Origin of the sequence: Gleimia europaea ACS-120-V-Col10b (assembly GCF_000411155.1) — a bacterium.
GTDB lineage: Bacteria > Actinomycetota > Actinomycetes > Actinomycetales > Actinomycetaceae > Gleimia > Gleimia europaea_B.
Genome location: NZ_KE150266.1, coordinates 637,926 through 658,779 on the forward strand (window position 1 = coordinate 637,926; position 20,854 = coordinate 658,779).

Consider the following 20,854-nt stretch of genomic DNA (forward strand, 5'->3'; position numbering starts at 1 on the left):
GTCAGAAGCCCCGCTGCTCAATACCGCGCTTGTACAGATCAATATACGAGGCAGCAATCGTATGCGGCTCAAAACTATCGCCTACGGTTGCGGCAATGCGCTGCGCATCCCAATCAGCGGTATTTTCAAACAAGTCCACAACCGCGTCGGCGTAACCGCCCGCATCCTGCACACTCATGAGCCTGCCGATTGCCGGATCAATGTACTCGCCGTGACCGCCGTTAGCTCCTACAACTAGCGGGCGGCCATTAACGATGGCCTCGGCAGCAGCCACAAAGAAATTCTCACCTTGAGTGGGGCCAATGAAAATATCGGCTTCCGCGAGCGCTTTTTGCACCCCAATCTTGTCAACCGTGCCAGGGAATTTAGCGTTCACTCCCAGTTCTTCCGCCAGCGAAATAGCTTCGCCACGCAGTGGCCCATCCCCCAGCCACGTCAGGGTGGCCTCAAACCCGCGCTTTCTGAGCTCATCCAGCACGCGAACCGCGAGGAGAGGATCCTTGCGCTCAACCAGTGCCCCGGTAGAGACCAAGCGGATAACCCCATCATGCTCGCGCCGCGCCACCACCTGCTCTGGCGAGGGCACTTGGCATGGAATGACCTCTACCGGCCGGGAACCGCGAATGTCACGCAGCGGCTGAGCCAAATAGTCGCAGACGGCAACAGCAACGTCTGGAAGCTTTTCCATCTTTAACAGGGCGGGGCGAAGTTTTTGCCACGACGCCGGCAGGGTTTGCGGATTGGTTATCCCCGACCAGTGCTCGGTGTGCACCCAAAACTGCTTGGGACGCCCGAATACAAATGGTTCAATGGCAGAGATCGCCTGCGTGTGTACAACGTCAAAATCTTTGATCAATGGCGCTATTTCGAGGCGGGCACGCAAGATGTCCAACGGATTAGAGGTGCTCATCGGAACGCGAATGATTCTTATCCCCGAAACAACCGTCTTGCGAGTTCCGTCATCTTCATGCGGAGGCACCAAATGTACAACGTTTAGATCCACGCCCGCTTCACGCAACGCCTGGCTGTCTTTTAGAACAAACGCGCCTGAACTCGGATTTACCTGCGTGGGAAACCACGGCGTAACAATGACAACGCGCATTGCGCTCCCCCAAAATAGATATCTAAGATGACCCATCTATCCTAACCCACCCCGTGAATCAAGACGAGTATTCAAGATCCGCGGGGCTAGCCTGTAAGCTGAGGAAGTTCAGTCACGAAAGGGATATTCAGTGAAGATTGCGGATGCGCCAAAGTGGGAACAAGTCGATTTACCGAACGGACACCTGTGGTGGCGTTCCCCTCTGAATGCGGCCCCAGAGCTTGTAAATTCCGAATCAATCACCGAGTTTGTCTCGGCTCAACGTAGCAACTGGGGGGCGATTATCCAACGCGGCGATCGCGTTTGGGCAATTACGGATGGCCTGCGCTCGTTCCCGATTCTCTACACCCACATTGACGGTGAACTGGTTCTATCTTCCTCTCCGAACGAGCTCACCGCGCTAATGGAAGAACCTGTGCGAAACGAAGACGCGGCATTAGAGTTTCTGCATACTGGCTTCGTGCTCGGAACCGACACGTTGATCGAAGATGTGCAGACAGTACCAGCGGGAACGATCGCCGAGTTCAGCCCGTCCCAAGACGTTCGCTTTGAATCTCACGCCAGCGCGTTTAACCATGAACAGACGCAGGATGATCCCGACACGTTCATGGAAGAGTTCTATGAAACGATCCTTGAAGTCACTTCCAAGTTTGTAGATGACTCCAACGGCCACCAGATCCTAATTCCGCTTTCGGGCGGCGCGGACTCGCGCCTGTTTATGACGGCACTTAAAGAGGTTGGCGCCAAAAACGTACTCGCATTCACCTATGGGGTAAAAAACTCATCGGAAGCGGAAATCTCACGCCTGGTCGCAACCGGCCTGGGTTATGAGTGGAAATTCGTAGAACTGGATCCCGTAAAGGTACGGCAACGCTGGTACGCCCCGGAAACCACTGCGTTCCTAAAAGACACTTGGAGTGCCAACGCCCTGCCTCACATTCAAGACTGGTATGCGCTCAGGGAGCTTCAGAAAGACCCTGACGTAGACCCACGCGGTGTTGTAAGCCCCGGCCATACGATTGTAGGTAATGAGCACGACGCGTGGGCTTACGATCCGAACCGAACGCTTGGATACGGTGAAATGGCTCGTGTACTTGCCGAGCACCACTTTATTTTGCAAGGCGATCCCGATTTTGCGGCAACGCACAGCTACTCGCGCAATAAGATTTCCGCATTCTTGCGCCAATACTGGCCAAATGCAGACCAGCTAGAGAAGATACTCGTATTTATCCAGCTCAACCTGCTAGAACGGCAGGCAAAATACATCAACAATTCCGTTCGCGCCTACGAGCATTTCGGTTTCCAATGGGCAATGCCCATGCTTGAAGCCAAGGTGTGGGACAGCTGGTTTACCGGCACGCCAAACGCCTGGGGAGATGATCGTGAACCGTACGTCCACTTCACCAACGAACGTTACGAGCAGGTCTCTGGCACGGCCCTGCCTAACTTTGGCGGACCCGCCGCAAAGCTGGACCCCACGTTCAAGAACGTGCTTAAGACCGGCCTCGAATACGTTGGACTGTCAAACATTATTGAGAAGGCCTACGCGGCTCATGTAACTAGGCATCATCCAATGGCATTTGAAGCCCTCACTGGAAACCTCACGCCCAGGCAACTGGATTGGAAGCTGTTAAAGGGCAAGACGATCCTGGGAATATACAGCGAACTCTTCGTAAATGGAACGTGGACGCCAGGGGGCGCTGTACTGCCCGAACACAGATGATCTGCGCCTTAGGCCTGGCCTAAGGCTGGGCCGGGCCTAATGCCTAGTGTTAAAGGGAGTCCGTAGCGGTGAGTGCGCGCCGGTCAAACCGGCGAGCTGCGAAAAGAGACATTATGGTCATTGCAACCAAGAACGCGGCCATGATTAATCCCATCACGTAGATGGTTCCCAATAGATCGAGATCAGAGACAAGTAGCCAGGTCAGTGGGCCAATCGTGTAGAGAATCGAAAAGATCAAAAGCCAGTGTTGCGTGCCGGTCACAACAAACATCGTTGAAATCGGCGAGGTTATGAGTAGCATCGCCATCCACGGGATGAGAGCGCGAGCGAAATAACCAGACTGGCTAAAATCTGCTCCGAACAAAATCGGTAGCAACCACGGAGCTACCAGCCACAGGAGGGCAAACGGAACGACTCCAATCACAATCGCGCGTTTGATTACGTTCTTGACCTCCCGCAACATTTGGCCCGGCTCAATGGTAGAGAGCTTTTGGAAAAACACCTGTGAAACCGCCGAATTAATCAGCATCACGGGAACATTTACCACCTGGTTCGCAATGTTGTACTCACCAAAATCGCCGATGGATACCCGTCCGATAAGCAGATTAATACCGTTTATCCTCACCGCATCAATCAGCACATTCGGGCCATTCAGCACCGGCATCTTCCAGTGTTTACGGGCGAGCTTATGCATGGGACGCGCCCCGGCTATATCGAGCGTGCGTAGGTCTTTAGCTCGGATCCCCAGATTAAAGAACGCGTATGCCTGCCCTACAATCTGACCGCCAACAAGGCCGGGCAGAGTGTGGACTCCTGCCCATCCGAATATCACTTGCCCGCTACTGGTTCCAACCTGTTGCACCACTCGGTTTTTCGCGATGGTTTTATAATCCGTCTTCCGGTTGTACCAATACTGAAACAGGGTTGCGCCAGCCATAAAAAACGTGGTTAGGCCGGCCAGAGGCATCCAGTTCGCAACCGACTCAGAATACAGGTTCGCTACCGCGTCGCGAAGAGGGAACGCTAGAACAGTTATTACTAGCGAGTTAATCGCGATCAGACGCAGCGCCAACATGGCTACTACTTTTGCGTCGCGATCGTCCTTCTCAAGCATCAACGCCATGTCATAGCGCCCCGCAGCAATCGCAACTGCAATAGCCACTATCGAGTTGAAAGTACCCAGCTCGCCAATGGTTTCTCGCCCATAAAGCCTCGTAATGATCATCATCATGAAGAAGACAACCATCTGTGCGAGCGCCGTGCCGGTCACCAGGGTTAAAACGTGGCGAAGGAACGGAGAAGAAGCCGCGACACTCTTCACATGCGTACTAATCCTGTCGAACAACAACTCCTCCTAACCGCAATTAAAGATAAGGACAGGGGCAGTTCCACTCCAAATCGAAGCAGAACCGCCCCTGCACTCAAGCACTGCGCTACAGTTTCACAGCCTCGCCAGAGGATGCTGAATCTAGCATCGCCTGGATCACCTTCATGGTCTGCAGGCCCTCACGCATCGTCACATGCTCCGTGCCCGTGCCCAGAATGGCGTCACGGAAATGCTCGTGCTCAACGCGCAACGGCTCGCGCTTAACCAGAGCGAAGCGCGTAACCTCACCCTCAGAAACGCCACGGAATGCCGCAATCTGATCCCACTGCACCGGGAAACGACCATTTTCATAGAACGTCAAATCCGACATTGCGGTATCAGCAACTAGAGCACCCCGCTCACCCGTAACGATCGTGATGCGATCCTTAAACGGGGTCAACCAGTTCACCAAGTGGCTCACCAGCACACCATTCTTAAAACGGCCAGTGGCGGACACCATGTCTTCAAACTCGCGGCCGGAACGGAAAGCAGTCTGGGCGTAAATCGACTCGTACTCAGAACCAGCAACCCATGCCGCCAAATCCACATCATGCGTTGCCAGATCCTTCACCACGCCAACATCCGAAATGCGCGCCGGGAACGGTGACTGGCGGCGAGTCACCACCTGGTACACGTCCCCCAAGTAACCCTCAGAAACCAGGCGCCGCATCTCCAGCAACGCCGGATTGCAGCGCTCCACGTAGCCAACAGCGCCAACCACGCCGGCATCGTCGAACGCCTTCACCATCGCCTCGCCCTCTTCCAGGGTGGACGCCAGCGGCTTTTCAACCAGTGTGTGCACGCCGGCCTCAGCCAGCTTCATCACGGCCTCGAAATGGTACGCGGTAGGCACAGCCACAACTGCGGCGTCAATACCGACCTCAAGCATCTGCTCAACGCCCGGCAAAACCTCCATGCCGCGAGCCACGTCAAAGCGGTCACCGCCCGGATCCGCGAGCGCGACTAGCTCAAACCCCTCCGTCTCACGCGCATTACGCACGTGATGGCGTCCCATGGAGCCAAGACCAAGTACACCAACGCGAATATCAGACATTAAGCACCAGCCTTAGCAAGAGCGTTCACGGCCTCAACAATGCGATCCAGGTCTGCTTGTGACAGCGACGGGTGAACCGGGAGCGAAACCACGGTCTTCGCGGCCTCCTCGGTTACCGGCAGGTCAAGACCTGGCGCGTACGGGGCGAGGGAGGGCAAGCGGTGGTTCGGAATCGGGTAGTAAACGCCCGATCCAACCTGGTACTCCTCGCGTAGCGCTTCCATGAAGCGATCACGGTCAGTATCAACCACGCGGATCGTGTACTGGTGGTAGACGTGCACTGCACCCTCGGCAACAGCCGGAACCACAACGCCCTGCAGGTTTTCCGATAGGAACTTCGCGTTCTCTTGGCGCTTCGCCGTCCACGCGCCAACCTTCTTTAACTGTTCGCGACCAATCGCGGCGTGAATATCAGTCATGCGGTTGTTCAAACCAACCAGTTCATTCGCGTAGCGCTGCTCCATACCCTGATTACGAAGCAGGCGGCAGTTGCGGGCCACCTTGGGATCCGAGGTGGTGATCATGCCGCCCTCGCCGGCCGTCATGTTCTTTGTTGGGTAGAACGAGAATGCCGCGAACGTGCCGAATGTGCCAACCATCTTGCCGTCCAGCGAAGCACCGTGCGCCTGCGCCGCGTCCTCAAACAGCATGAGGCCGTGCTTGTCGGCAATCTTCTTCAAGTCATTCATAGGAGCCGGGTGGCCATACAGGTGCACCGGCATGATCGCCTTCGTGCGCTCCGTGATCGAAGCCTCAACAGACTTCGGATCCAAGCAGAAATGCTCCAGGTCAATGTCGGCAAACACCGGCTTTGCTCCCGCAATCGCAACGGAGTTACCCGTAGCGGCGAACGTGAACGAGGGCACAATAACCTCGTCGTCAGCGCCAATACCAGAAGCCAATAGGCCGATGTGGAGGGCGGAAGTACCGGAGTTCACTGCAATAGACTCGCCCCCCGGTGCCATCTGCTGCGTGAATTCTTCTTCAAAAGCAGCTACCTGTGGGCCCTGCGCAACCATGCCGGAACGAAGAACTGCGGTAACAGCTGCAACTTCTTCCTCCCCAATCAACGGTTTTGCTGCGGGAATCATCTCTCGGGTCATTACTCGCTAACCTCTCTTAGCTCACTATCGCTAATCTGTTCGAAAATTTGCCCAGACTTAGGGCACTTGAAACGATTTTCGCTACCTTCAACTGGTTGTAGCCTCACGCCACTTTGCCCAACCCAACCAATCCGGCGGGCCGGAACCCCGGCAACCAAAGCAAAATCTGGCACATCCTTTGTGACAACCGAGCCCGCCGCAACAGTGGCCCACTCGCCAACCGTCACCGGAGCCACGCACACCGCGCGCGCCCCAACAGAAGCGCCACGCTTCAACGTCACACCCACGTGATCCCAATCAGACGCGCTCTTTAGCGAACCATCCGCATTAATCGCACGTGGGAACAAGTCGTTTGTAAGGACAGCAGCCGGACCAACAAAAACACCATCGGCAAGCTCAGCGGGTTCGTAAACCAGAGCATAATTCTGCACCTTGCAGTTATCACCCATTTTTACGCCCTCGCCAATATAAGCGCCGCGGCCAACAATGCAGTTCTTTCCGATCTCAGCATTTTCACGAACCTGCGCGAGGTGCCAGATCGAAGTTCCCTCCCCAATCTTCGCCTCAGCTGAAACGTCTGCACTATCGACAATTCTCGGCATAAGTCCTCCGTTCAGTTACAGTCAAACTCATTCTACGCTCATAATCACAGTGATTAGCGGCGCCTATTCAGCGTTTTTACACTTAAAGATTGTAAAGTGGTTAGCGTTTAAACACGTAAACTCAAAGAATCATAGGGCGCACATGCAACTGACAGACAAAACATGGCTCGTTGTTCCCCTATACAACGAGGGAAAAGTCGTGCGTGAAGTACTCACTAAAGTACGCAAAACCTTCCCGAACATCATCTGCGTTGACGACGGATCCAGTGACAACTCCATCGAAGAGGCCCTCGCAGCCGACGTCACAGTTGCCGTACATCCCATTAACCTCGGGCAAGGCGCTGCCCTGCAAACCGGATTCAGCTACGTCCTTGAAAACACGGACGCGAAATACGTTGTCACCTACGACGCGGACGGGCAACACCGCATCGAAGATGCGCTCGCCATGCTAGAAGCCGCAGAACGCGAAGACCTCGGCTTCGTATTCGGATCACGTTTTCTTGAAGGAAAAGCTGAAACCGGAGCGTTCAAAAAACTCGTCCTCAAAACCGCCGCGTTCGTCACCCGTATGCGCACTGGTGAGCAACTTACCGACGCGCATAACGGCCTTCGAGTGATTCGTCGTGATGCCCTGGAGCAAATCGAAATCACGCAAAACCGGATGGCTCACGCCTCCGAAATCGTGTACCAACTATTCGACACCAAACTCAAATGGCGGGAAATGCCCGTGCATATCATCTACACGGACTACTCGCGTTCCAAGGGCCAATCACTATTAAACTCGATCAACATCCTGGTCGAACTAATCATGAAGTAGGAGCGGAAATGTCAGCCATATTTGGATCACAATGGTTCATCAAACTCCTGATCGTCGCCATTCTTCTGGCCGCAACATACTTCATCATGAAGCCAGTAAAGTCTGCGCAACACCTCGCAATGCGCCGGCTGTCAATGATGGTTTTCGTTGCCTTCGCCGTAGTAGCCGTACTATTTCCGAGTCTGCTATCGCACATCGCAGTATCTTTAGGCATCGGGCGTGGCACCGACCTCTTGCTGTATGGACTCACTCTCGCGTTCTTTAGCACCCTCGTCACCGCGTACCGGCGTGACGCCGCAGTCGAACGCAAACTCACGCAACTAGCGCGCACCATCGCGTTGGAAACCGTTCGCAGCAGTGCAGAAACCAGCCAGCCGCCCACAGGATCTGAGGACTAACGTGAAAGAGCGCGAAACAAAGAGCCTCCAAGAGGAAGATGTTCGCAGCCTGGTACGTGACCAGGGCAGGCAGACACTCTCGCGTGCGCCGCAGCTAAAAAGACGTCGCCCGCGTCCAACGGCTCAACCGCGGCACACGCTATTCCGCTTCCGGCGCCCCACCCTGCGGGCCGTTAGTGCCGCCCTCTTTGCTGTATTAGTGTTCGTCGGCACCGCCGCTGGGCTCTTGTACAACGACCTGTCCCACCGGGCTGCCAAATCTGAACTGCAAGTTGAACAGTTCGCACCGCAGAAGGAAAATCGTCCCCCCGCAGACAGCTTCGACGGGCGCGCTGTAAACGTCCTCGTGCTTGGTACCGACTCGCGCGTTGGTGAAGGCAACTCCCGCTACGGAGACGATGAAGACCCCTCACTGCGGGCAGATGTCACGATCATTGCGCATATTTCTGCTGACCGCAGCCGCGTGCAGCTAGTTTCTATTCCGCGCGACACGATTGTGGACATCCCCTCGTGCGTCCTCAAAGACGGAACCCAAACCTACCCCCAAACTGGGCAGATCAACTGGGCCATGTCCATTGGCTCGGGATACAACGAGGAAAACCTGGACGCGGGCGTGGGTTGCACCTGGAGAACCGTGGAAGAGCTCACCGGCATTCCCATCGATGGGTTTGTCATATTCGACTTTGCAGGCTTTGAGAAGATCATCAACGCCCTCGGCGGCGTGGAAATGTGCTTCGAAGAAGACTTGTACGACCAGGCCGCAGAGCTCGACATACCTGCGGGTTGTCACGTGCTTAACGGCCACGACGCCCTCGCCTACGCCAGGGCGCGCAAAGAAATTGGAAACGGGTCTGACATTTCCCGCATTGGCCGCCAACAAGAACTTATGGGGCGCATATTCCACACTGCGCAGTCACAGAACTTGTTGACTGACTTTCCCAAACTGTACGCTTTTATCTCCGAATCGCTCGACATTATTAAGACGTCTTCGAACTTCTCGCGGATAAACACTTCCATGGGGCTTGCGTACTCACTATCTGCGTTTTCAGCCGATGGCCTGCAATTCGTCACAATGCCACTAACCGAAGCACCCTGGGATACCAACCGCGTTATCCCCACTTGGCAAGCGGATGAACTTTGGGAATCCATCCAAAAGGATCAGCCCCTACCATCCAACATTTGGATCACCGACGCTGAAGGGAATGTAGTCTTCCTCGAAGAATCTAGCGAGACGAAGACCAATAGCACCGGTTCCGATGGTGGTTTTGAAGGCTCCTACGGCTCTAACGATGAATACCTAAGAAACAGCGACAGTGATGGAGATGGTCTGTGAGCGACGCCGAACCTCCCAAGAGCATCCCGCCAAGTATTCCACCGCGTGCGGGACGCAACCGACCATCCACCCAAGGCGCGAAACGCGTCGAGCGTAAAAGCGGCGGGCGCACCGTGGGCGGCGGCGCTGCTGCAGGTAACGCCGGTTCGAACTCAGCGCAGAACCCCGCCCGCCCCTCACCAACCTCGCAGGCAGGCCGCAACTACCGTAGTGCCCAATCCGCGCGCAAAGACGTGGCGGGCCGGGGCACGCGTTCAGCTAGCTCCCCCAGTGCGCATAAGCCTATCCGGGCCCAGGAAGGGCGGCCGCGCGTAGATCGCGAGTCAGTCAAGTCTGGGAGGCAGCAGGTTCCACCCTCCTACGCGCCGGCATCGAACCGATCCTCTAAGCAGCCCCCTCCCTCGTATGCGCCAAACCGGCAGTCTTTCGCTTCGAGAACTCCCATAGAACCAGCGCGCACTAACCGCGCAGCAACGGCCTCAACCGGCTGGAAACCGCAACCTCGACCCAACGCGCCCACCCCGCCACCAAACATGCCGCAAAGTGGCGTGCCTCGGCGCAAACCGAACCGGCGCCGGCGCACCCTCGTTACCGTTCTGGTTGTACTGGCGATCCTGGTCGGCTGGCCCCTGCTACTACTCAACTGGGCGGGTGGCAAAATTGAGCACGTTGATGCCCTCAGCGCGGCAGGTGGCACTCCGGGAACCACCTATCTGATTGCCGGGTCGGACTCGCGCGATGGCACGCAGTTCACCGACGAAACTGAAGGGCACAGGTCGGACACGATCATGTTGCTTCACCGCGCCCCTAACGGCAACGCCTACCTGATTTCTATCCCGCGCGACACGTGGGTGGATATTCCCGAATACGGCGAAGGTAAAATCAACTCCTCATTCGCATACGGGGGGCCCGAACTGCTGGTAGACACCGTTGAAGAACTCAGCGGCATCACCGTTGACCACTACGTTGAAGTTGGCATGCAGGGCGTTGTGGATATCGTGGACGCCATGGGCGGCGTTGAACTCTGCCTCGACTACGACGTAGATGATCCCCGTTCCGAGCTCGTGTGGCAGGCCGGCTGTCACAACGCAGATGGTTACACCTCCCTCGCTTTTGCACGCATGCGTTACTCCGACCCGAATGGAGACATTGGGCGCGCGGAAAGACAACGTCAGGTCATCGGAGCGATCGTGAAGAGGGCCGCCCAGCCTTCGAACTCCTTGAATCCCGTGCGGCAAATGAAAATATCGTCGGCCGCAGCCCAGTCAGTGAGCACCGATCCGGACACGTCCAGTCTTGAACTTGCGCGCATGGCGTGGGATTTTAGGGCCGCAACCTCCAGCGGCAACACGGGCACTCCCCCGATTGCCACCATCGCGTTTGAAACCAGCCAAGGCTCCGCCGTGCTACTAGATGACGATGCGGATGAGTTCTTCCGCAAACTCGCCAACGGCACCCTCACCTCAGCTGAGCTACAGGCCAACGCGATGCCCGAATAGCGCTGTCATACAGTTGTTGGGTGAGTGATCCGAACCGGATTACTCACCCAACGTTTTTATTACTGGAAACTAGTTGTTCTTGAACAGCTCGTTAGTAGCCGCAACATCGATCTTGCGCGGGCCAGCCTGCCAAGCACTCCACGCCGATTTCACGATCTGCGCCACGTCATACTCAGCGTTCCACCCTAGATCCTCGGTAATGCGGCGGGCGTTGCCGATCAGCTGTGGCGGGTCACCAGCGCGCCGATCCTGCTCCTCAGCCTCGAACTTGATGCCGCTCACCTCGCGACAAGCGTCCACGATCTCACGCACCGACGTGCCCTTGCCCGTGCCCACGTTGTAAACGTTGTGCTTCAGCTCCGATTCAGCTGCGAGCGCATCCAACGCGTCAATGTGGGCGCGCGCCAGATCCATCACGTGAATGTAATCGCGAATACACGTACCATCCGCAGTAGGATAATCCGTGCCAAAAATGGCGGGGGCTTTGCCACGTGCCAAGCGCTCAAAAATCATCGGGATCAAGTTCAGCGTGGCTGGGTCACCCAGATCATCCCAGCCCGCGCCAGCAACGTTGAAGTAGCGCAAACCGATCCAACGCAAGCCCCAGGCGCGCCCGCAGTCCGCCATCATCCACTCGCCTATAAACTTCGTTTCCCCATAGGGATTAATCGGGTGCTTCTCGATATCCTCGTCAACCACTTCCACCGGCGGCATGCCGTAAACCGCAGCAGACGAGGAGAAGATCATCTGGTTCACACCGGCCTTCTCCATCGCCAACATCACGTTAGCCATGCCGCCCACATTCTGCTGGTAGTACCAAGCCGGGCGCGAGACTGACTCGCCCACCTGCTTGCGCGCCGCAAAGTGAATCACGGCCGTGACATCCTCGTCTACCATCGCGTTCAACAACGCCTCAACCGAAGCTGTATCAGCAACGTCAAGCTGGACGAGCTTAGCCGAACCAATGCGATCCTTTGTGCCATACGACAGGTCATCAACCACCACAACCTCGTCGCCGCGTTGTTGCAAAAGCCTAACCACGTGGGCGCCAATGTAACCGGCGCCGCCAATCACCATAATGCTCATAGCTACAGTCTAAAACCCTTACTAATTGCTTTCTAAAGATCGTTGCAAAGTCTGATTCTTCTGGGCGGACTGGTGGGCCAAATCCTGCTGAAAATCCGCCATCTTCTGTTGCAAAACCGGATCCGACATGGCCAGCATTCGTACCGCGAGCAGGCCGGCGTTGCGCGCCCCGCCTATTGAAACGGTAGCGACGGGAACCCCGGCGGGCATCTGCACGATCGACAACAACGAATCCATGCCGTCAAGGTATTTGAGCGGCACGGGCACGCCGATCACCGGCAATGGCGCGGCCGAGGCGAGCATGCCCGGCAAGTGCGCCGCTCCGCCAGCGCCGGCAATAATCACCTTGAGGCCGCGCTGCGCGGCCTCCTTGCCGTAGCGCAACATTGCCTCCGGCGTGCGGTGGGCAGAAACCACGCGCGCCTCGAACTCGACGCCAAACTCACGCATCACCTCGGCGGCCTGGCCCATCACCTTCCAGTCCGAATCTGACCCCATTACGATGCCAACCTGCACCATGTCACTCACTTCCCAAACAGAATATCGATGGCCTTGCCCGCCTTCTCGCGAGCCGTTTTCACATCATCGGCACGCACCGTTACGTGTCCGAGCTTTCGGCCCGGCCGCACGCTCTTTCCGTACAGGTGCACGTGCACGCCGGGCAGTTGTTTCAGCACTTCCGGGAGGCCTTGCGCGGCGTCCTCGTACTTGGATCCAAGCAAGTTTTTCATCACCCAAACCCCTGGAATCGGCGTGGTTTCCCCAAGTGGCAAATCCAAAACCGCACGCAAGTGCTGCTCAAACTGGGAGGTTAGCGCCCCATCGATCGTCCAGTGCCCCGTGTTGTGGGGGCGCATTGCAAGCTCGTTGACCAGCAGAACCGGCTCATCGGCCTCCACCACGAACATTTCGACCGCGAGCACGCCAGTTACTCCAAGTTCACGGGCAATCAGATCGCCAACTGCCTGCGCGCGGGCGGCGACCTTCGCGGACAGCGAGGGCGCGGGGGCAATCACCTCAGAGCAGATTCCATCTTCTTGGATCGACTCCGCGACCGGCCACTGCTTCACCTGACCGGAGGGCGTGCGTGCCAAAAGCACTGCCACTTCGCGAGTGAACGGCACTTTCTCCTCCAGGAGTACCGGCCCAGCTTCTAGCCAATCTTCAACTTCATCTGCGCCCGAAACCACGCGAACGCCTTTGCCGTCGTAACCGCCCGTTGGCGTTTTGGCGATAACCGGCCAGCCGACCTCATTACCGAACTTCGCCACGTCCTCGCGGTTTAAAGCCTGCGCCCACCTCGGTACTGGCGCTCCTATTTCCTGCAACTTTTTGCGCATAGCGAGCTTATTCTGTGCATACAAGAGTGCACTTGGTGGCGGCTGGATAGAAATACCGTCGCACTCAGCGAGAATTTGAGGTGGGATGTGCTCGTGCTCGAACGTCAGCACGTCGGCGTCCATGATCAACGACTTCATGTCATCGAGGTTCTTCGGATCACCCACGGGCGCATTCACCGTAACTTGTGCGGCAGACCCGTCGGCGGCCTCGACCATAGTTTTCAAAGTAATTGCCAGCTCAGTTGCTGGAGGAACCATCATTCTGGCGAGCTGTCCGCCGCCAACCACAGCAATTGTTCGACTCACCCGTTCAGCTTATCGTGCGCGCCTCAACAGTGGCGGCCCGTCTCACCCGGGCCGCCGACCTTAGAACCTGCGCTTGCGGCGCCCCACCGAGACCAACATGCCCTCTGGCATGACCACGTCCGGATCCAAACTAGTGGGCATTGCCGGTAGCGAAACCGTGAAAACAGCGGGTTTCGCCTGCGTCAGCTCCAAGCGGCCTCCCGTGCCTTTAATGAGGTCGCGAGCTAGGGGCAAACCGATGCCGGTAGAGCCGTGCGCCGAAACACCCTTTTCGAAGATCATCTCCGTCATGTCCTCGGCTACGCCCTCGCCTTCGTCACCAACGTCTATAAAAACGCCGCGCGACGACGTACCTTTGCGGCACACCACGCGGGTTGTGCCCGCCCCGTAGCGCAGCGAATTCTCAATCAGTGTTGCTAAAACCTGTGAGAGTACCGACGCCGAAGCGAGTACGGGCTGCGCAGCTTCGTCGGTGAAAATCAGCTCTCTCCCCTGCGCCGCAAACGCTTCCTCCCATTCTTCGCGCTGCTGGTTAAAGATTTCGAGGACGTGGATTGCCTCGGCATTTCCGCCCGCCTTCTTGGTTGTGGTGAGCAGATCGTTTATCACCTGCGTGAGGCGTTCCACCTGTTCCAGGCACACGCGCACCTCGCCTTGAATCTCCGGATCATCCGTGATGAGGTCAATCTCCTCTAAACGCATAGACAAAGCGGTAAGCGGGGTGCGTAACTGGTGTGAGGCGTTAGCAGCGAACTGGCGTTCCGCGGCCAGGCGGCCCGCCATGCGTTCGCCCGTGCGCACAAGTTCTTCTTGCACAAGATCAATCTCTTCAATACCGGACGGGTTCACGCGCGCGCGCACCTGCCCAGAACCGATTTGTTCAGCCTGAGCAGCCAGATAAATGAGGGGTGCGGAGATTCGCCGCGATCCGCGCAAAGCCAGCCAGTAGCCAACTGCGAGCGAGGCGATAATACCGGCAAGGAATATCGCGACAAGCCGCGCAATAGAGAAGATCGTTGGCCACGCCGAAATCTCACTGCGTACCGTGGTGCCAGACGGCAGGACAATTGACGCGGTTATGCGCGGGGCGCTGACGTGCTCCCCTCTTTCTATAAGACCTGCCTGACCGGGATTGTTGACGCGCACATACGCGTTGGATAGCAGGTCGTTTCCCAGCACCCAGTTGTCCAAGTTTCGTTGTGTGAACTCGTCGCCGGAATGGAGTCTGCGTTCAACCATGTTGCCAAGCACTTGCGTGCGTGACTCCAGGTTGTACTGCGCGGACTGCCAAACGAGCGCGCCTCCGATGAAAAGCGAGGGAATACCCAGAATTAAGACCGCCACGGTCACAGCCGTGGCGATCATTTTAATAACGCGTGCGCGCATGTGTTAGGCCCGCTCTTTTTCGAACCTGAATCCCATGCCGCGAACGGTGGTGATGTAATGCGGATCCGCAGCATCATCACCGAGCTTTCGGCGCAACCATGAAACATGCATGTCGAGCGTCTTGGTGGATCCGGTGGGATCCGATCCCCAAACTTCGCGCATCAGCACATCACGCTCAACCACATTGCCAGCCTCACGAACGAGAACACGCAACAGGTCAAATTCCTTAGCAGTTAGCTGTAGTTCCCGGTCATTCACGAATGCGCGGTGTGCGCCCACATCAACGCGAACGTCTTGCACGATGAGTTCGCCATCCGCCTCGTCAGTTCCCGTGCGGCGCAAAAGGGCGCGAACGCGGGCCAGAAGCTCCGCGAGGCGGAACGGTTTAGTTACGTAGTCATCTGCACCAGCGTCAAGGCCGACCACCATGTCCACCTCGTCCGCGCGGGCGGTCAAGATCAAAATTGGAGTGGACAGCCCAAGCTTGCGCACCTGTCGGGCCACGTCCAGCCCGTCCATGTCAGGAAGTCCAAGATCAAGAACGATAAGGTCTGCGCTATCAACCTCGTTTAGAGCGCCACGGCCAGTGCCGTGTGCCCTAACTTCGTAACCCTCACGGCCAAGCGCGCGGGCTAAGGGCTCTGCAATTGCAGGATCATCTTCAACCAAAAGAACTGTAGTCACGCTCCCATAGTAAGCCATATTTGAGCATTGCACACGCCTTGAGCTAGTAAAATGTAATGCGACATCGAGATACTTTTTACTATTCGAGCGCGGGCCGCACACACTTTTTCGCGCTATACCGACGTTTCCTATACGAAATGTTCGCCAGATTGGATGAATAAAGTTTAGAAAGTTTCAATTGGTAAATGTTCAACAGGTGGACGGTCTTCAACACTCACCTGGAATGGAACCACTCGGCCCACTCCTCGCAGATCCGCTTCTTTTGCTGCTGACACGCGGTACCCCGGCCCAGCCTCACCGTGCGCGATCTTTCCCGCAGTTTCGCCGTCGGTAATGATTTGCCCAACCGGAGCGACATCAACCAGCCTCGAAGCGAGGTTAACGGGAGGTCCAAAGACGTCCCCCGACCTCGAAAATACTGCCCCTTGGACGATTGACGCGCGCACGGGCAACATTTTGTGCATGCTGTTTAGGCGTTGCATAAGTTCGGTAACTACGCGCAGTCCGGTTGGTAAGTCATCTGCAATGTAGAACACGGCGTCGCCGATCATTTTCACCACGCGCCCACCCGCAGATGGGATCACGATGCGACACACGGTCTCGAACTGGTCGATGAGGTGCACCAAATCCTCTTCGGGCAATGAAACGGATGAAGACGTGTAGGAAACCATGTCTACAAATCCGAGCGTGCGGATTAGTGGGAAGCCGTTTGTTTCACGTTCACGGCCGCGATGGGAAACCTCTTGATCGACACGAGTAATGATTGATTCAAGTTGTCGTTTCCACGAGTAAATGAGTTCTTCTTCAAGGAATGGGAGGAATTCGCGGAACTTGTCGAGCGTGACGAGCCTTGCGGACGTGTCATCCAGCGTGTATCTGCGCGCCACGTCATCAACGAGGGCTTCCATCTGCCACAGGACGAGCCGGTCGGTGATGTGGGCTTGCGCGCGAACGAGTGAAAGCCCAGTTTGTAGGTCGATGCGGCCCGAGTCGATGAGATCCGACCAGCGTTGGTATGCCTTGAGGTCTTGCGTTGTAAACACCACCTCACCTTCGACAGCCGGAGCAAACCCCATGGCAACCCAATAGGAATTAACGCGGGTTACTGGGGTTTCTGTGCGCGCAGCAACGTCGGCGGCGCTTAGGGTTGGTTCACCGCCGAGGAGGATCTTCCTGTAAGACCCTGTTGTCGAAGGCGGTTGGCCGGCGTCGGAGGTGTTATGCATCACCTCAACTTTAGTCTTTGAGTGGCGGGTTAGTGTCGGTTTAGGAACCTGCCGGCAGTCCAGGCCACATTTTGCGGGTTATTTCGCGCTATCCATTGATTTATCAGCTGTTTTCGCCCTATACTTACTTGTCCCTAACTTTCGTATTTTTGTTGCGCTGGTTTTCTGAAAATGTTTGGAGGCCGCCGTTGCGTGCAAGGTTGGGGTGGGAAAACTATATAGGGGATGATCGGTTTCGACAGCGATCTTCAATCGATGTGAAGCGGGCCGAGGATGTCTACTGACCTCGTTAACCATGTATTCAAACCAATAGGTGCTGAACAGAACCGCACCGACTTTGCCCTCGCTGCCTAATCTAGCGAGCAAGTCCGTCAGCCCAAGCAATGCTCTGAGTTTGGTTCCTGGCGTCGTTTTATGAGCCACTGGGTTGCCACCGTGTTGGGAGGCGGTGACCGACACTTTCTCAACTGAGCCACCTAGTTGCAGGTTTGCATGTTGCTAGTGGCTGAGAAACTTATTGCAAACTGCGCCCGGAGAAGAAATTGGGGTGGATCGTTGGACCCGGGTTCAATTCCCGGCATCTCCACTACTGGCCTCCCAGCACCCGCTGGGAGGCCTTATTTTGTGCGGTAAACACTCTATTAGGGTTGAGTTGGTGCGGATATTTACGTCTTTCAGAACGATGACAAGCACGGATCAGCCCTGATGAGCAAACACGTCCACCAACTACGCACGCCTGAAGATTTTCGCGGATTCACTCGGCACATATTCTTGGAAGACACCACCCACGATTGATTAACCAAGGTGGACGAAAATACTCTTCCGCTTAACCGTCAGGCAACAACTGCTAATCACTCTTATCCATAGAATTGGCAGAATAGAATATCAACATGCGGCAGAGAGATATTATGGATTTTTCCATCGATGAGATCGGCGGATATGTCCTAACCCCTCAAGAGAATGAGAAGTACTCAGATCAAGATCTAAAGCAAAAACTCGCAGATCTTGGTATTCCGGGTGCTTGGAGAAATATTATTCCTCGGCTTCGAGGCGAAGTGAGCTGGGATTACAACGAGTTTTACGAATAGCTCTCATTCCTCTACACATTTGTCTCGATAGGCGCCCCGCAGTTTCTACCCCGGCGGTTTGGACCGGGCTCTGCTATACCTTAAACGAGCGGGAATAAACAGTCTTGAAAGACGGTCAGAACCGTGTATTCCGATTCAACAATTAATACACAACTGATTCCATTCCAGAAATTCCTTAATTTCAAGCACTTTTCTCGATAGATTGAGCGCATGACAGACAAGAATTTAATGGATCGCACCACCGAGGAGTTCTTCGGATACGTTCTCACACCTGAAGAAAACGAGCGTTACTCTGACGAAGATCTTGAAGAAAAGTTGACCGAGTTTGGTTTTACAAAAGCCGGACCGAATATCATTCCACGTCTTCGAGGCGAAGTGAGCTGGCAATACGTCGAGTTCTACGAGTAAGCCCTACCTTCTTATAGCTATGCCTCGGTAAGCGCCTCACAGTTTTACCCCTGGCCCGGTTTGGGCTGGGGTTTTGTTATGCCCGCTACTGCTGACTTCTTGTAGGCGTGCACGTAGCGGAGGCGCAATAGTACGTTAATGCGTTCGGATGGAAGAGAAAAACCTGAATTTTGCAACTATCAGCCAAACAGGGAGTAAGATTATTCCCCCGATATTAAAACACTTTCAAAAAGCAAAGGAGCTCTAGTGAAGAAAGTAGTCGGATTACTTGCGGTTACAGCGCTTGCACTTAGCGCGTGTGCACCGAGTACAACGAGTGACGGTGGGAATGATGATTCCGTTAACGTCACGTTCCTCGGCACTTCCGATATTCATGGCCGCTATATGCCTTGGGACTACAGCCTGGACGAGGAAAACACCTCCGGAAGCTTGGCCCAAATCGCTACCGCAGTAAAGGAAGTGAGGGAATCTGAGGACAACGTTGTTCTCGTAGATGCGGGCGACTTCATTCAAGATAATTCCAGCGAACTATTCCAGGACATGAACCCACACCCAGGCGTGAGCGTTATGAACGACCTCAACTATGACGTGTGGGCAATCGGTAACCACGAGTTCGATTAAGGGATGGAAAAGCTCGACAAAATTACAGAACAGTTTAAGGGCGCGGTGCTAGGCGGCAACCTTTACACCGACGCTGGCGAGCAGTACTGGCCGGCCACCACCGTCATTGAACGCAGCGGTATCAAGATTGGTGTTGTAGGCCTAACCACGCCCATGGTTTACGAATTTAAGCAAGAGACCGACACCTTTGACGGGCTGAAATTCCAAGACACCATTGAGGAAGCGCAAAAAGCGATCGATTCTCTTGGTGATGTCGATGCCGTGGTTGGCGTGTTCCACATGGGTGCCGAGAATGAAAACAACATCCCTGACACTGGTGCAGCTGACATTGTTGAGAAGGTTCCTGGCTTTGACGTTGTGTTCGCTGGACATATGCACAAAGAGGAAAACGAAAAGATTAACGACACCCTCGTGATCGAACCCGGCAAGTACGCGCAGTTCGTGTCGCGCGTTGACCTCTCTTTCACCAAGGATGGAGACAGGTGGAAGCTAACTAACACCACTGGCGAAAACATTCCAATCAAGGACTACGCATCTGATCCGAAGGCAGAAGAACTTCTGGCCGGAGGGCACAAGATTGCTCGCGATGACGCCAACATTGTTGTCGGAAAACTTGAGGGCATGCCGTTTACCCCTGGCAACAAGATAGAGGCAATCCCGCAGCACCAAATCGAAGAAACACCACTGACCGTGTTCATCAACGAGGTCATGATGCACTACTCCAACGGTGCTGACGTGGTTGTTCACTCCATCGACAACGACCATGCTGGTCTTCCAGTTGGCGAAATCAAGAAGAAGGATTTGGCAACTAACTACCGTTACGCCGGCGGTGAAGTAACTGTTTACGAAATGACGGGTCAGGACCTCAAAGACTACATGGAGTGGTCCGCTGAGTTCTTCAACCAGTCTCGTGAAGGTGATGTAACGATCTCGTTTGACAAGGATCGCCGTAACTCGAAGTACTCCACTCATGACATTTTCGCTGGAGTCACCTACGAGTACGATATTTCTCGCCCTGCGGGAGACAGGGGCACGACTTTGAACTGGCCAGACGGCAACCCCGTGGGTATGGGCGACAAGGTTAAGGTGGGCATGAACTCCTACCGCCTCAACCAACTCATTTCAGATGACGGCCCGCTGGCAGGACGTGACATTAAGAAGATTTATTCCACCCAGCAAGAGTCCGCGTTCGGCGAGGTAGAAGGACGCATCCGCAATCTCGCTGCACGCTACCTACAAGAGATCGGTGGAACGTACACCGGTCACCTGAACGGCACGTGGAAGATCGTTGGAGTCCCAGAGACGCCGCAGTACGTTGTGGATCTCGTCAACGCTGAAGTGATCTCAACCGGCGAGGCAGAAAACGGCCGCTCAAACATCGAATCTGTAAACGTAAATGACCCGGTTACTAGCGCGATGGTTACGGAAGTGGCGAAACGTGCAAACGTTGATCCAGCACAGATTGGCGAGGTCAAAACCACTGGTGACCTCTACATGAAGGTCGCCGAACTCATGAAGTGAGTTTTGGGATCTGACCAAAAGCGCCACCGGGCACGAACCACACTCGCGGCCGTAGCGCCCGGTGGCGCTTTGCACGCTTAAATAAATCAACCTTAATTTAGCAAGGGTTACAGGCGAGGAGGGAATGAACAGGATCGTTATAGGTTTATCCTTGAGAAATGTTTGAAGTGACTCAAGATTTCTTCCATTTA

20 protein-coding genes and 1 other RNA gene are annotated in these 20,854 nt (G+C 55.4%); 10 read left to right on the forward strand and 11 right to left on the reverse strand.

Annotated elements, in window-relative coordinates:
- Window position 1: 1 nt before the first annotated feature.
- The gene (locus tag HMPREF9238_RS02890) at window positions 2–1,102 is read right to left on the reverse strand and encodes a glycosyltransferase family 4 protein (RefSeq protein ID WP_016443942.1); all 1,101 of its coding nucleotides are present in this window, start codon (window positions 1,100–1,102) and stop codon (window positions 2–4) included.
- Between the two features lie 130 nt (window positions 1,103–1,232).
- Between HMPREF9238_RS02890 and HMPREF9238_RS02895 the strand changes: the two genes are divergently transcribed.
- On the forward strand, window positions 1,233–2,825 hold the full coding sequence (locus HMPREF9238_RS02895) for an asparagine synthetase B family protein (RefSeq protein WP_016443943.1): 1,593 nt from the start codon (window positions 1,233–1,235) through the stop codon (window positions 2,823–2,825).
- A 49-nt stretch (window positions 2,826–2,874) separates the two neighbouring features.
- Here HMPREF9238_RS02895 and HMPREF9238_RS02900 read toward each other — a convergent pair whose 3' ends face one another.
- From HMPREF9238_RS02900 to HMPREF9238_RS02915, 4 genes are all read right to left on the reverse strand, one after another.
- Complete coding sequence (locus HMPREF9238_RS02900) at window positions 2,875–4,170, reverse strand: lipopolysaccharide biosynthesis protein (RefSeq protein ID WP_016443944.1); 1,296 nt, start codon at window positions 4,168–4,170, stop codon at window positions 2,875–2,877.
- Window positions 4,171–4,258: 88 nt separating this feature from the next.
- On the reverse strand, window positions 4,259–5,245 hold the full coding sequence (locus HMPREF9238_RS02905) for a Gfo/Idh/MocA family protein (RefSeq protein WP_016443945.1): 987 nt from the start codon (window positions 5,243–5,245) through the stop codon (window positions 4,259–4,261).
- Entirely contained in the window at window positions 5,245–6,348 is a 1,104-nt protein-coding gene (locus tag HMPREF9238_RS02910; RefSeq protein ID WP_016443946.1) for a DegT/DnrJ/EryC1/StrS family aminotransferase, read from the reverse strand. The genes HMPREF9238_RS02905 and HMPREF9238_RS02910 overlap by 1 nt, the downstream gene beginning before the upstream one ends.
- On the reverse strand, window positions 6,348–6,950 hold the full coding sequence (locus HMPREF9238_RS02915; RefSeq protein ID WP_016443947.1) for an acyltransferase: 603 nt from the start codon (window positions 6,948–6,950) through the stop codon (window positions 6,348–6,350). The genes HMPREF9238_RS02910 and HMPREF9238_RS02915 overlap by 1 nt, the downstream gene beginning before the upstream one ends.
- 142 nt (window positions 6,951–7,092) lie before the next feature.
- On the opposite strand from HMPREF9238_RS02915, the gene HMPREF9238_RS02920 reads away from it, so the two are divergent.
- The 4 genes from HMPREF9238_RS02920 to HMPREF9238_RS09035 are packed head-to-tail and all read left to right on the forward strand — an operon-like array spanning window position 7,093 to window position 10,997.
- The gene (locus HMPREF9238_RS02920) at window positions 7,093–7,767 is read left to right on the forward strand and encodes a glycosyltransferase family 2 protein (RefSeq protein WP_016443948.1); all 675 of its coding nucleotides are present in this window, start codon (window positions 7,093–7,095) and stop codon (window positions 7,765–7,767) included.
- Window positions 7,768–7,775: 8 nt separating this feature from the next.
- Window positions 7,776–8,165, forward strand: a complete 390-nt coding sequence (locus tag HMPREF9238_RS02925) for a DUF2304 domain-containing protein (RefSeq protein ID WP_016443949.1) — start codon at window positions 7,776–7,778, stop codon at window positions 8,163–8,165.
- 1 nt (window position 8,166) lies between these two features.
- On the forward strand, window positions 8,167–9,498 hold the full coding sequence (locus HMPREF9238_RS02930; RefSeq protein WP_016443950.1) for an LCP family protein: 1,332 nt from the start codon (window positions 8,167–8,169) through the stop codon (window positions 9,496–9,498).
- Window positions 9,495–10,997 carry an LCP family protein gene (locus HMPREF9238_RS09035; RefSeq protein ID WP_016443951.1) on the forward strand — a complete coding sequence of 501 codons (1,503 nt, stop codon included), beginning with the start codon at window positions 9,495–9,497 and terminating at the stop codon, window positions 10,995–10,997. The genes HMPREF9238_RS02930 and HMPREF9238_RS09035 overlap by 4 nt, the downstream gene beginning before the upstream one ends.
- Window positions 10,998–11,066: 69 nt before the next feature.
- Here HMPREF9238_RS09035 and galE read toward each other — a convergent pair whose 3' ends face one another.
- The 6 genes from galE to HMPREF9238_RS02965 form a co-directional block, all read right to left on the reverse strand.
- Entirely contained in the window at window positions 11,067–12,083 is a 1,017-nt protein-coding gene (galE, locus tag HMPREF9238_RS02940) for a UDP-glucose 4-epimerase GalE (RefSeq protein WP_040316457.1), read from the reverse strand.
- A gap of 21 nt (window positions 12,084–12,104) precedes the next feature.
- A complete protein-coding gene (gene purE, locus HMPREF9238_RS02945) occupies window positions 12,105–12,602 on the reverse strand; it encodes a 5-(carboxyamino)imidazole ribonucleotide mutase (protein ID WP_016443953.1) in 498 nt (165 codons plus the stop codon).
- Between the two features lie 5 nt (window positions 12,603–12,607).
- Window positions 12,608–13,729, reverse strand: coding sequence for a 5-(carboxyamino)imidazole ribonucleotide synthase (locus tag HMPREF9238_RS02950; RefSeq protein WP_040316458.1), 1,122 nt, complete (start codon window positions 13,727–13,729; stop codon window positions 12,608–12,610).
- 60 nt (window positions 13,730–13,789) lie between these two features.
- Window positions 13,790–15,115 carry an ATP-binding protein gene (locus HMPREF9238_RS02955; RefSeq protein WP_016443955.1) on the reverse strand — a complete coding sequence of 442 codons (1,326 nt, stop codon included), beginning with the start codon at window positions 15,113–15,115 and terminating at the stop codon, window positions 13,790–13,792.
- A gap of 3 nt (window positions 15,116–15,118) precedes the next feature.
- Window positions 15,119–15,799: a response regulator transcription factor gene (locus HMPREF9238_RS02960; RefSeq protein WP_040316459.1), complete on the reverse strand. Its 681-nt coding sequence runs from the start codon at window positions 15,797–15,799 to the stop codon at window positions 15,119–15,121.
- A gap of 164 nt (window positions 15,800–15,963) precedes the next feature.
- Window positions 15,964–17,025, reverse strand: a complete 1,062-nt coding sequence (locus HMPREF9238_RS02965) for an adenylate/guanylate cyclase domain-containing protein (protein ID WP_016443957.1) — start codon at window positions 17,023–17,025, stop codon at window positions 15,964–15,966.
- Window positions 17,026–17,246: 221 nt separating this feature from the next.
- Here HMPREF9238_RS02965 and ssrA point away from each other — a divergent pair.
- The 5 genes from ssrA to HMPREF9238_RS02985 all read left to right on the forward strand — a co-directional run bounded on the left by ssrA (window position 17,247) and on the right by HMPREF9238_RS02985 (window position 20,663).
- Window positions 17,247–17,614, forward strand: a transfer-messenger RNA (tmRNA) gene (ssrA, locus tag HMPREF9238_RS08755).
- Window positions 17,615–17,915: 301 nt separating this feature from the next.
- Window positions 17,916–18,113: a hypothetical protein gene (locus HMPREF9238_RS02975; protein ID WP_156824377.1), complete on the forward strand. Its 198-nt coding sequence runs from the start codon at window positions 17,916–17,918 to the stop codon at window positions 18,111–18,113.
- 210 nt (window positions 18,114–18,323) lie between these two features.
- Window positions 18,324–18,521, forward strand: coding sequence for a hypothetical protein (locus HMPREF9238_RS02980; RefSeq protein ID WP_016443959.1), 198 nt, complete (start codon window positions 18,324–18,326; stop codon window positions 18,519–18,521).
- A gap of 246 nt (window positions 18,522–18,767) precedes the next feature.
- On the forward strand, window positions 18,768–19,142 hold the full coding sequence (locus tag HMPREF9238_RS08945) for a metallophosphoesterase (protein WP_016443960.1): 375 nt from the start codon (window positions 18,768–18,770) through the stop codon (window positions 19,140–19,142).
- 3 nt (window positions 19,143–19,145) lie between these two features.
- Window positions 19,146–20,663 (forward strand): bifunctional metallophosphatase/5'-nucleotidase, encoded by a 1,518-nt coding sequence (locus tag HMPREF9238_RS02985; RefSeq protein WP_016443961.1) that lies wholly within the window; start codon window positions 19,146–19,148, stop codon window positions 20,661–20,663.
- The last annotated feature ends 191 nt before the right edge of the window (window positions 20,664–20,854 follow it).